9 protein-coding genes, 1 riboswitch and 1 other annotated feature are annotated in these 11746 nt (G+C 38.2%); of the genes, 5 read left to right on the forward strand and 4 right to left on the reverse strand.

Going from position 1 to position 11746, the window contains the following annotated elements; genetic code table 11:
• Window positions 1-10 precede the first annotated feature (10 nt).
• From LY60_RS12020 to gatB, 5 genes are all read left to right on the forward strand, one after another.
• Window positions 11-2455: an ATP-dependent Clp protease ATP-binding subunit gene (locus LY60_RS12020; RefSeq protein WP_145084074.1), complete on the forward strand. Its 2445-nt coding sequence runs from the start codon at window positions 11-13 to the stop codon at window positions 2453-2455.
• Window positions 2456-2629: 174 nt separating this feature from the next.
• Window positions 2630-2870, forward strand: a binding site (T-box leader).
• Window positions 2871-3097: 227 nt separating this feature from the next.
• The gene (aspS, locus tag LY60_RS12025) at window positions 3098-4843 is read left to right on the forward strand and encodes an aspartate--tRNA ligase (RefSeq protein WP_170226205.1); all 1746 of its coding nucleotides are present in this window, start codon (window positions 3098-3100) and stop codon (window positions 4841-4843) included.
• An 8-nt stretch (window positions 4844-4851) separates the two neighbouring features.
• Window positions 4852-5142, forward strand: a complete 291-nt coding sequence (locus tag LY60_RS12030) for an Asp-tRNA(Asn)/Glu-tRNA(Gln) amidotransferase subunit GatC (RefSeq protein ID WP_145084080.1) — start codon at window positions 4852-4854, stop codon at window positions 5140-5142.
• Window positions 5139-6599 (forward strand): Asp-tRNA(Asn)/Glu-tRNA(Gln) amidotransferase subunit GatA, encoded by a 1461-nt coding sequence (gatA, locus tag LY60_RS12035; protein ID WP_145084083.1) that lies wholly within the window; start codon window positions 5139-5141, stop codon window positions 6597-6599. Before LY60_RS12030 ends, gatA begins: the two co-directional genes overlap by 4 nt.
• Window positions 6596-8014, forward strand: a complete 1419-nt coding sequence (gene gatB / locus LY60_RS12040; RefSeq protein WP_145084086.1) for an Asp-tRNA(Asn)/Glu-tRNA(Gln) amidotransferase subunit GatB — start codon at window positions 6596-6598, stop codon at window positions 8012-8014. Before gatA ends, gatB begins: the two co-directional genes overlap by 4 nt.
• A 44-nt stretch (window positions 8015-8058) precedes the next feature.
• Here the strand turns inward: gatB and LY60_RS12045 are convergent, their stop codons facing one another.
• The 4 genes from LY60_RS12045 to LY60_RS12060 all read right to left on the reverse strand — a co-directional run bounded on the left by LY60_RS12045 (window position 8059) and on the right by LY60_RS12060 (window position 11740).
• The gene (locus LY60_RS12045; RefSeq protein ID WP_145084089.1) at window positions 8059-8967 is read right to left on the reverse strand and encodes an HD domain-containing phosphohydrolase; all 909 of its coding nucleotides are present in this window, start codon (window positions 8965-8967) and stop codon (window positions 8059-8061) included.
• A gap of 144 nt (window positions 8968-9111) precedes the next feature.
• Window positions 9112-9495, reverse strand: a complete 384-nt coding sequence (locus LY60_RS12050) for a hypothetical protein (protein ID WP_145084092.1) — start codon at window positions 9493-9495, stop codon at window positions 9112-9114.
• Window positions 9496-9552: 57 nt separating this feature from the next.
• Window positions 9553-9628, reverse strand: a riboswitch (cyclic di-GMP riboswitch).
• 187 nt (window positions 9629-9815) lie between these two features.
• Window positions 9816-10385, reverse strand: coding sequence for an ANTAR domain-containing response regulator (locus tag LY60_RS12055; protein WP_019227736.1), 570 nt, complete (start codon window positions 10383-10385; stop codon window positions 9816-9818).
• Window positions 10386-10420: 35 nt separating this feature from the next.
• On the reverse strand, window positions 10421-11740 hold the full coding sequence (locus LY60_RS12060) for a glutamine synthetase family protein (protein ID WP_145084095.1): 1320 nt from the start codon (window positions 11738-11740) through the stop codon (window positions 10421-10423).
• Window positions 11741-11746: the final 6 nt, after the last annotated feature.

Consider the following 11746-nt stretch of genomic DNA (forward strand, 5'->3'; position numbering starts at 1 on the left):
AGATACAATTATGATAAGCGGATTCAACAACTCTGCAAAGAATGCCATTGAACTTGCTCAGGAAGAAGTAAAGCGTTTCAAGCAAAATGTTCTTGGAACTGAACACATATTGCTTGGGCTCATGATGGAGCAGGAAGGAATTGCAGGGAAAATACTGAGAAATAAGCTTAATGTAGATAAAGTAAGAGACATAATAAAAAATACTACGGGTACAGGCGAAAGCACACCTGAATTCATAGCCATAAGCCCAAGAAGCAAGTACATCATAGAACTTTCAAGACAGTATTCATCACAAATGGGTGTTCCATATGTGGGAACAGAGCATATTCTTCTGGGACTCATTGACGAAGGCGAAGGAATTGCTGCCCAGATAATTAAATCTGTTGCAAATTTAAAAGAACTTAAATACGAGGTTATTGAAGCTGTTAAGCAAGGAAGCGGCGGCGGAGTTCCGGGAGACAAGGAATTTTCACCGGGACCTCAGCAAGCTTCAGCACCCGGCACAAAGACAATAGACAAATATGGTATAGACCTGAATCAGAAGGCAAAGGAAGGAAAGCTTGATCCTGTCATAGGAAGAGAAGATGTTATTGAAAGAGTAATTCAAATACTTTCAAGGAGAACAAAAAACAATCCGTGCCTCATAGGCGAGCCGGGAGTTGGAAAGACTGCCATAGCAGAAGGACTGGCTCAGGAAATAATAAAAGGAAATGTTCCTGAAACATTGAAGACAAAGAGAGTAATAACTCTTGATATGTCAGGAATGGTTGCAGGAGCCAAGTATAGAGGAGAATTTGAAGAAAGGCTTAAAAGTGCCATTGATGAAATAAAGAATGCAGGAAACATAATTCTATTCATTGATGAACTTCACACAATCATAGGAGCAGGGGCAGCAGAAGGTGCAATTGATGCATCAAACATACTTAAGCCCACGCTTGCAAGAGGAGAGCTTCAGATTGTGGGAGCTACAACACTTGATGAATACAAGAAGCACATTGAAAAAGATGCTGCTCTTGAAAGAAGGTTCCAGCCCATAACTGTTGAAGAACCAAGCGTTGAAGATACAATTAAAATTCTGAAAGGATTAAGAGACAAGTACGAAGCGCACCACAAGGTTTCAATAACCGATGAAGCAATTGATGCTGCAGCAAAATTGTCGCACAGATACATTTCAGACAGATTTTTGCCTGACAAAGCCATAGATCTTATTGATGAGGCTGCTTCAAGAACAAGGCTTAAATCTTCCACAGTCCCAAAAGGATTGAAAGAAATTGAAGATAAAATAAATGAACTTAAAAATGAAAAGAAAGCTGCAATAAACAATCAGGATTTTGAGAAGGCAGCATCTTTCAGAGATGAGGAAAAAAGGCTTACAGATGAGCTCGACAAGCAGAAGAAGCTTTGGGCAGCAAAAAATTCAAAGGATTCAAGCATTGGATACGAGGATATTTCAGAAGTTGTTTCCCAATGGACAGGGATTCCTGTTAAAAAGCTGCAGGGAGATGAAACAGACAGACTTCTGCACATGGAAGACATTCTTCACAACAGGGTAATCGGACAGGAGCCGGCAGTTGTAGCCTTGTCAAAAGCCATAAGAAGATCAAGGGTTGGACTTAAAGACCCTAAAAAGCCTATTGGTTCATTCATATTCCTGGGACCTACTGGAGTGGGCAAGACAGAGCTTTCAAAGGCACTGGCAGAATCCATGTTCGGAGATGAAAATGCAATGATAAGGGTTGATATGTCAGAATACATGGAAAAACATTCTGTTTCTAAACTTGTCGGTTCACCTCCGGGATATGTGGGATTTGATGACGGCGGACAGCTTACAGAAAAAATAAGAAGGAAGCCATACTCAGTTGTATTGTTTGATGAAATTGAAAAGGCACATCCTGATGTTTTCAACATACTGCTGCAGATCCTCGATGACGGAAGACTTACAGATGCCAAGGGAAGGACTGTGGACTTTAAGAACACGGTTATAATCATGACATCAAACGTTGGGGCAAGCACAATCAAGAAACAAAGAACGCTGGGCTTTGCATCAAACTCATCAAATGAAGAAAAAGATGAATATGAAAAAATGAAGGAAAATGTAATGGCTGAGCTTAAACAGACATTCAGACCGGAATTTTTAAACCGTATCGATGAAATAATTGTGTTCCACTCCTTGAGCAAGGACAACATCAAGCAGATTGTTTCACTTATGATTGACAATCTTTCTAAAAGGCTTGAACAGCTCAATATCAAAATCGAGCTAGATGAGAAAGCAAAGGAATTCTTGGCAGAAGCAGGCTTTGACCCGGTTTACGGAGCAAGACCTCTTCAAAGAGAAATAAGAAGAAAAATTGAAGACCGACTTTCAGAAGAACTTTTGAAAGGTTCTGTTCAAAAGTCTGACACAATTAAAATATCAGCTGAAAACAATGAATTGATTTTTTCAAATGAAAGATAATAAATACCGGTAATGGTGCTTAGGACATTGACAAATCTCGACGCTGTCATCCTGAACGATATTGAAGAATTTCATCGACCTCAGAATGACAACGTCAAAAGTAATTTTGTTAAATAAAAAAAATTCTAAATGCACTTGACAAACAAAATGAATTGTGTATAATAATAAAAAACATATTCAGCAATGACGGGAAGAGTAGTTTAAGATTTAGTCACAGAGAGATAGCGTTGGTGAAAGTCTATTACAATAATCTTAAAATGAAGAACATCCCTGAGCTTGTGACCCAAATTGCACTTAAAGAGTAGGCTCACACGCATCCGAGCGATAAAGCGGCAGAAACATGTCAGTGTTTTTAGAGTGAGCATCTTTGGATGCTAATTAGGGTGGTACCGCGGATTACTCCTTCGTCCCTTTCGGGATGAAGGAGTTTTTGTATGCCCTAACCCTGTTTTTCGACCGTAGGGAAGAAAAACAGCGGTAGGTCAACCGCAACGAGCACCAAATTTGTGCGACGCAAGGAGCAGACAAATTTGTGTTGCGAGACTGTGGTATGCCCGCTTACGACCAATTAATAATGTAGGTAAGGTTATGGCTCAGACAATCTCATTCCGAAGGAGTAAATAAAATTCGAAAGGGATTATTATGAGAAAAAATGAATATCGCACCCACACATGCGGGGAATTAAGAGAAAGCCACATAGGCATGGAAGTTAAAGTATCAGGATGGTTTGAAAATGTCAGAGACCACGGCGGAGTTAAATTTGCAGATATTAGAGATCAGCATGGAACAGTGCAGGTTGTGGTGGAAGATGAAACACTTCTTGATGGAATTTCAAAAGAAAGTACCGTATGCGTTTCAGGACGTGTAATAAAAAGAGATGCAGACACCATCAATGAAAAAATTGCAACAGGAACTGTTGAAATTGTTGCAGAAACATTTCAAGTTCTTGGAAAAAACAAGTGCTCTCTTCCTTTTGAAATATCTTCTTCTAAGGAAACAAAGGAAGACATTAGGCTTAAATACAGATTCCTTGACTTAAGAAACAAGGATGTTCAAAAAAACATCATCATGCGTTCAAAAATAATTTCATTTTTAAGAAGCCGCATGACTGACATGGGATTTTTGGAGATTCAGACACCCATACTCACATCATCTTCTCCGGAAGGTGCAAGAGATTACATTATACCAAGCAGAAAGCATCCTGGAAAATTTTATGCCCTTCCCCAGGCACCTCAGATGTTCAAACAGCTTTTGATGGTGTCCGGATTTGACAAATATTTTCAGATAGCACCATGCTTCAGAGATGAAGATGCCAGGGCTGACCGTTCGCCGGGAGAATTTTATCAGCTTGACTTTGAAATGAGCTTTGCAACACAGGATGATGTTTTAAATGTTGCAGAAGAAGTTCTTTACAGAACTTTTGTTAAGTTTTCCGATAAAAAGGTTTCTAAACCTCCATTTGTCAGAATTCCTTACAAAGAGTCCATGATTAAATACGGAACTGACAAACCTGATTTAAGAAATCCCCTTGAAATTATAGATATAAGTCAAATGTTTCTTGATACTGATTTTGCACCGTTTAGAAAAAAGACAGTAAGAGCCATAAATGTTCCGGATTGTGCAACCCAATCAAAAAGCTTTTTTGAGAACATGCTTGATTATGCCATGAAGATTGGAATGAAAGGGCTGGGATACATCAAAGTCGACGATGATATGAAGTACCACGGTCCAATAGACAAGTTCCTTTCTGAAGAAGACAAAAAAGAGCTTGCTGAAGTTGCAGGATTAAAACCGGGATGCGTATTGTTCTTCATTGCAGATGAAAAGGAATATGCTCCCAAGCTTGCAGGTCAAATAAGGACTGAACTGGGAAGAAGGCTTCATTTAATTGATGAGGACAAATTTGAAATGTGTTTCATAGTTGACTTCCCAATGTATGAAATCGACGAGAACACAGGAAATGTGGCTTTTACACACAACCCGTTTTCAATGCCTCAGGGAGGAATGGAAGCTCTCCTTACAAAAGACCCTCTTGACATTGTTGCGTATCAGTATGATATTGTATGTAATGGTATTGAATTATCCTCGGGAGCCGTTAGAAATCATGATGCAGACATCATGGTGAAGGCTTTTGAAATTGCAGGATACACTGAAGAGGATCTTGAGAGCAAGTTTTCAGCCCTTTACAATGCATTTAAATACGGAGCTCCTCCTCATGCAGGAATGGCTCCTGGTATTGACCGAATAGTAATGCTCTTGACAGGTGAAGAAAATATCAGAGAAGTAATAGCTTTCCCAATGAACAGCAGTGCTCAGGACCTTCTTACAAATTCTCCGTCAGAAGTTACGGAGCAGCAATTAAGAGAAGTTCATATTAAAATCAGGTAGGAGGAAGTATGGTTACCAGGGACGATATAATTAAAATTGCAAAACTTGCTAAATTGTCGGTGGAAGATGATGAAATAGAAGCATTGACTCACGACATGGCAGAAATAATCGGATTTGCGGATACAATAAGTTCAGCCGTTCAAGACGGATTTGAGGGTTTTGATGATATAAACAACATAACAAATGCATTTCATGAAGATGTAGTACAGGAATCCTTTGACAGAGAACTGATTCTTAAAAACAGGGATGGCGGTGAACAAGGCTGCTTCATGGTGAAAAAAAGGTCGGGGAGGATATGATGAGCAAAATAACTTATATAGGAAAACTCCTTAGAGATAAAGAAATATCATGCACAGAGCTAACGGAAAAATATATAAAGTCAATTGAAGCAGAAAACAAAAAACTGAATGCGTATGTGAACATTACGGCTGAAACAGCCATGAAGACAGCAAAGAATGTTGATGAGAAAATTTCAAGGGGAGAAATTCTCCTTCCTCTTGAAGGAATACCAATGACGCTGAAAGACAACATATCCACTAAAAATATTGAAACAACATGCTGCTCAAACATACTAAAGGGCTATGTGCCCATATATGATGCAACAGTGTGGGATATTTTGAAAAATCAAAATGCTGTCCTTCTTGGAAAAGCAAACATGGATGAGTTTGCCATGGGTTCATCATGCGAAACTTCCTGCTTTGGAGGTGCTCTTAATCCTTACAGCACAAATCATGTGGCCGGAGGAAGTTCGGGAGGAGCGGCAGCAGCTGTTGGTGGAAATATTGCAGTGTATGGTCTTGGTTCAGATACAGGTGGTTCAGTAAGGCAGCCGGCAAGTTTCTGCGGCCTTGTTGGGCTTAAGCCTACATACGGAACTGTTTCAAGATACGGTCTCATTGCATATGCTTCAAGCCTTGATCAGATAGGGCCCATAACTACATCAGTTGAAGATGCTGCCATTGTTTATGATGCAATATCCCTTTACGATAAAAATGATGCAACTTCACAGGGAAGCAAAACAAAGACTACCCATACATTAAAAAACAGCATCAAGGGTATGAAAATAGGAATAGCTAAGGAATATTTCGAAGGAATAAGAGATGACGTGAGAGAGTCAGTAGAAAGTGCAGTGAAAGTATATGAATCTCTTGGGGCAGAAGTAGTTTCAATAAGTATTCCTCAGTTAAAACATGCTCTTCCTGTTTACTATATACTTGCCTGTGCTGAAGCTTCCTCAAACCTTGGAAGGTATGACGGCATACGCTATGGTTACAAGACTCCAAGCTACAACGACATAAATGACATGATATGCAAGACAAGAAGCGAAGGGTTCGGCAAGGAAGTCAAAAGAAGAATCATGCTTGGAACATACGTCTTAAGTGCCGGTTACTACGATGCTTACTACAAGAAGGCTCAACAGCTTCGAGGGGCATTGGTGAATGCATTCAAGGATGCATTCAAAAAATGCGATGTCATTGTTTCGCCAACGGTTCCCATGACTGCTTTTGAACTTAACTTTACTCAAAAGGACCCTATTGAAACATACATGACAGACATACTGACTGTTCCTGTGAATATTGCAGGGCTTCCTGCAGTATCTGTACCATGCGGTTTTGATAACAAAGGGCTTCCAATAGGGATGCAGATAATTGGAAACAGCTTCGATGATGCCAAGATACTAAATGCAGCATATCAATATGAGCAGGCGGTTAAAAACCACACATTCAAAGAATTAGAAACAGGGGTGAGACTATGAGCTGGGAAATGGTAGCAGGACTTGAAACTCATGTGGAGCTTTCAACAAAGACAAAAATATTCTGCCAGTGCACAACAGAATTTGGCGGAGATCCTAACACACACTGCTGTCCTGTGTGCATAGGTCTTCCGGGTACACTTCCTAAATTAAACAAGGCAGTTGTTGAATATGCAGTGAAGGCAGGCCTTGCCACAAACTGCAAAATCAGAAACATTTCAAAAATGGACCGAAAAAACTACGTGTATCCTGACCTTCCAAAGGCGTACCAGATTTCACAATACGACAAACCACTGTGTGAAAATGGATTTATCACATTGTCTTCAGGCAAGAACATAAACATCACAAGAATTCATATTGAAGAAGATGCTGGAAAGCTCATTCATGAAAGAGGAGACACATACATCGACTACAACAGGGGAGGAGTTCCTCTTATTGAAATAGTTTCGGAGCCCGACATAAGAAGCATAGATGAAGCAGTTGAATACATTGAAAAACTAAGACTCATTATGAAATATATAGGAGTTTCTGACGTTAAGATGCAGGAAGGTTCCTTAAGATGCGATGTGAACATTTCTATCAGGAAACATGGAGAAGAAAAGTTTGGAACAAGGGCGGAAATCAAGAACATGAACTCCTTAAACTTCATTGCTAAGGCAATGGAATTCGAATTTAACAGACAGGTAGACATCCTTGAAAACGGCGGATGTGTGGAGCAGGAAACAAGAAGATACAATGCAGAGCAAAATATCACAGAAAGCATGCGCGGCAAGGAAGATGCCGATGACTACAGGTATTTCAGGGATCCTGACCTTGTTACAATTTCAATTTCAGATGATGAAATAAAAAACATCAAAAATTCTCTGCCGGAACTTCCGGGAGAAAAATTAAAGCGCTTTACGGAAGAATTTGCTCTTCCCATGGATGATGCAGAACTTTTGACAAAATACAAAAAAATAGCAGAGTATTTTGAAAGCTCATGCAAAAATGTAACAAACAAGAAGCTTGTTTCAAATTATATCCTGGGGCAGATATTCAGACGTCTTTCCACAGATACGGAAAAGGAAGAGTTTTTAATCAAAGTTTCTCCTGAACAATTAAACGAGCTTGTGCTGTTGACTGAAAACAAGAAGCTGAGCTCAAACATGGCAAGAAATGTGCTTGAGCAAATGCTTGATACGGGAAAAGGTGTCATGAGCTTTATTTCTGAAAGCGATATGGAAGGAATTGACGAAAGCGATTTAAGGGCTATATGTGAAAAAGCAGTGACAAACAATCAAAAGGCTGCAGAAGAATACAAAAGCGGCAAGGAAAAGGCAATAGGTTCTATAATAGGATTTATTATGAAGGAAACAAAGGGCAAGGCAGATGCGGCTAAGGCCACGGAAATAGTTAAACAATTAATAATTAAGAGTTAAGAATTAAGAATTAAAGGAAAGGAATTTGGGCATGCCCAAATTCCTTATTTGTTTAGAACTTTTTCTTCAATTAAAATCTGCTCTAAAGCAAGCACTATTTCTTTATCATAAAATGTTCCGATGCAAATCTTTAATTCACTCATGGCCTCTTCCGGAGACATGGCATTTCTATATGCTCTGTCTGATGTCATGGCATCATAGGAATCGGCTACGGCTATTATTTTTGCTTCTATTCGGATTTCATCACCCTTAAGACCCTTAGGATAACCTGATCCATCTAATCTTTCATGGTGTGCTTCAACAATTTTGGATATGTCCTCAATAAATTTACCATGCAATAATTCTGAGCTGTATGTGCTGTGCTTTTTAATATAGTTAAATTCCTCATCACTTAGTTTTGAGGCTTTATTTAATATTTCATCGGGAATAAAGTATTTACCCACATCATGGAAAAGTGATGCCAGAGCAATGGTATAATTGATTTCACCTGAAAGCCCCAACTTGCTGGCAATTTTTACTGAATAATCCTGTACCCTGTTGCTGTGATTATAAGTATATACATCCTTTTGTTCGGATTTATCCAGCAAGTTTCTTAATTCATCCGTATATGTATATAATAAATTGTAAACCGGCTGTGACGTTATATACAATATCTTTGTATCCGTAAGTGTTCTGAAAGGCACGGTTTCTTTTATATCATGCACGTAAAAGTAATCGCCTTTTTGCATTTTGACTGTCTTATTGCCGTCTTCAATTAATATTGATCCTTCCAAAATGTAATAAAACTCCATGAGATTAGCAGTATTTCCCGGAGTGATGCTGTTTGGCCTCTCAGCCGCGAATTCATATAACATGATCTCCATGTCATCATTTCTTGCTAGAAGGCTAAGTATTGAAGTCCCTCTAACCTGATCAATATATTTCTTGTCTTTATAAATAAATAACCCGTCCATTAATTCACTCCTTAAGAAATAATTATAGCATATTATTTGTTAGTAGAAATCTCAAATTATAATTAAATATTAAATTAAAAAAACATCTCCTGAGAGTATGTCAATAAAATAAAAGGAGAGATTGCTCCCTCCTTAACTTTTAAATTAATGTGCGTAGCACGGGTCTACCAGGATTGTTCTGTCATATATAACTACTTCAATATATGTCTTTGTGACTTCTATTCCTTCTGCGGCAGCATCTGTAATTAGCTTATCAACTTTTGACTCTGTCTTTTCAAGTAGTTTTTCAATGATTTTATCAACAATTAAATCCAAATCTTCGCTCTTGTTTTCTTTGAGAGCTTCAATTTCCGCCTGTTTTACGGCGACTTCCACAGCCTTAAAGACATACTCATTGGTTTTATCAACCCTTTTCATTATTATGTCGCTTGCTGTCACTTCGTCTGCAAATACCGAAGGTCCAAATAACGTTAACAAGCTGATCATAATCATTGTTACTGATACTACTCTTTTTAATCTTTTGTACATTTCCCTTTACCTCCATTATTCTTCAACCTACTCTTTGAAGGAAATAAAAAAACCCCTTTCGGTAGCTGGCTGCCATTTTAAAGGCCCTGTAGCTTTGCGTCGCTAACTTTCGTCAGCTTTGCCATTATCGGTTGAAGTTGAATTTTATTTACTATAATAATATCATATTATCAATAAATTATCAAACATTATTTGGAATATATGTATTTTTATTGCTATTCCACTAAATTTCTTACTGATAATATAAAATGAGACAATGCGCATTCAGTGAATTGTCTCATTTATATTCTTAATTCTTAACTCTTAATTATTCATTGTAATTACGTTTCGTATGTCTTCAGTATATTTTGTGCGATTTGATCTCTTGTTGTCCTCATGTCCATTGCCTGCTTTTCTATGTAGCGGTGGGCTTGGTTTTCAGTCATGTTGAGATATTGTATGAGAACACATTTTGCCCTTGTTACAAGCCTTATTTCTTCAATTTTTTGCTGCAGATGTATATTTTCGTTTTTTAGACCAAGTATTCTTTTTTTTGAAGCCAGAGCAAGCTTGAGAGACTGAAAGAAAACCTGTTTAATTATTGGTTTTGAAACCACCAATACGCCGCTGTCTTCAACCTTGGCTGATATGTCATCGGCAATTTCGCTTTTTACAACTATTATGACTCCCGAAGCGCTGATTTCGGTTACAGTAACTGCAAGATTATCTCCAAACTCGTCTTTTAAAGGAGCGTTGATTACTACAAGGTCATATTCAAAATTATTTAGCATTCTTCTTGCTTCGCCGCTGCTTGATGCCGTTGCGGTTGAGCAAACAGTATTCGTGTTCAATAGCTGGGACAAAAGCTCTATTCCTTTGTCGGAGCTTGACACCACAAGCACACTGTTCATGAAATCACCACCCCCTGTCAATGATAGGAAAAATATTATATTGTGTAAAAGTATGTGTTGTGCTCAAATTCTTCCTTGTTTCCAGACTTTTCACACAAAATGCATTCATCAGTCTTGAAAGACAAGTATTTTTTCAATGTATTTGAAGGTAGACAATTAGCCACAAATTCACTTTTTTCTGCAATTCTCACGGCTTCTTCAAGTGTATCTGGAATTGTGTCGTAATTTTTCAAAACATCTTCACTGGCCTGGTATAAATTTAAGTTTGAAGGCTTCTTCAGTTCAATATTGTTCTCAATTCCTTCAAGCCCGGCATAAATTAAAAGAGCAAATGCATAGTAAGGATTGCAGCTTGGATCTGAAGAACGAAGTTCCATTCTAGAGTATATTCCTTCTGCTGCAGGTATTCGCACAAGCTGGGAACGGTTCTGGTAAGACCATGTAACATATTTTGGAGCTGAATGGCTTCCAAAACGGTTGTAGGAATTTGTAAGAGGATTTAAAAAAACAGTTATTTCTTTAATTCTGTTTAATATTCCTGCAATAAAATTTTCAGCTTCTTTGGAACTGCTGTTTTTTATGTTGTCGAAAATATTCTCATTGTTTTTCAAAATAGATATATTGATGTGAAGTCCGCTTCCGCTGCAATCTTTTAAAGGTTTAGGCATAAAAGAAGCATAAAGACCATTTAAATGAGCAATGGTTTTTACGACGGATTTGAATGTGACCAGGTTGTCTGCAGCTGACATGGCATCACTGTATTTAAAGTCAATTTCATTTTGTCCGGGACCCTGTTCGTGGTGGGAACATTCTGGAAGAATTCCCATTTGCTCTAACGTGAGACTTATGTCTCTTCTTACGTTTTCTCCCTTGTCCAGAGGGGCTATGTCAAAGTATCCTGCATTGTCCTGAGGAATTTTAGTTGGATTTCCTTTTTCATCTTCTTCAAAAAGATAAAATTCACATTCTGAGCCTATTTCAATTTTGTAGCCCATTTCTTGGGCTTTATTTACTGCTTTTAAAAGTATAGCTCTGCCATCACCTTCAAAAGGTGTTTTGTCGGGATATTTTATGTCACAATAGAATCTTACAACTCTTCCCTGCTGAGGTCTCCATGGCAGAATTGCCAGTGTGGATGGGTCAGGATACAAAAAAAGGTCAGACTCCTCTATGTTTAAAAATCCCCGTATTGAAGATGCGTCAAAAGAAATGCCGTTTTTAAATGCTCTTGGAAGTTCCTCAGACAAAATTGAAATATTTTTTATGGTTCCAAATATGTCACAGAAAGACAGACGTACAAATTTTACGTCATTGTCGCTTATAAACTGCAAAACTTCATCAATGGTATATTTCATGTTACA

It is taken from the genome of Sedimentibacter saalensis (genome assembly GCF_007830175.1).
In the GTDB taxonomy this organism is placed as follows: Bacteria; Bacillota; Clostridia; order Tissierellales; family Sedimentibacteraceae; genus Sedimentibacter; species Sedimentibacter saalensis.

What these genes read in the sequence shown, in the direction of transcription:
- LY60_RS12020 (WP_145084074.1), top strand. Translation starts at nt 11, where the DNA reads ATGATAAGCGGATTCAACAACTCTGCAAAGAATGCCATTGAACTTGCT.
- aspS (WP_170226205.1), top strand. Translation starts at nt 3,098, where the DNA reads ATGAGAAAAAATGAATATCGCACCCACACATGCGGGGAATTAAGAGAA.
- LY60_RS12030 (WP_145084080.1), top strand. Translation starts at nt 4,852, where the DNA reads ATGGTTACCAGGGACGATATAATTAAAATTGCAAAACTTGCTAAATTG.
- gatA (WP_145084083.1), top strand. Translation starts at nt 5,139, where the DNA reads ATGATGAGCAAAATAACTTATATAGGAAAACTCCTTAGAGATAAAGAA.
- gatB (WP_145084086.1), top strand. Translation starts at nt 6,596, where the DNA reads ATGAGCTGGGAAATGGTAGCAGGACTTGAAACTCATGTGGAGCTTTCA.
- LY60_RS12045 (WP_145084089.1), bottom strand. Translation starts at nt 8,967, where the DNA reads ATGGACGGGTTATTTATTTATAAAGACAAGAAATATATTGATCAGGTT.
- LY60_RS12050 (WP_145084092.1), bottom strand. Translation starts at nt 9,495, where the DNA reads ATGTACAAAAGATTAAAAAGAGTAGTATCAGTAACAATGATTATGATC.
- LY60_RS12055 (WP_019227736.1), bottom strand. Translation starts at nt 10,385, where the DNA reads ATGAACAGTGTGCTTGTGGTGTCAAGCTCCGACAAAGGAATAGAGCTT.
- LY60_RS12060 (WP_145084095.1), bottom strand. Translation starts at nt 11,740, where the DNA reads ATGAAATATACCATTGATGAAGTTTTGCAGTTTATAAGCGACAATGAC.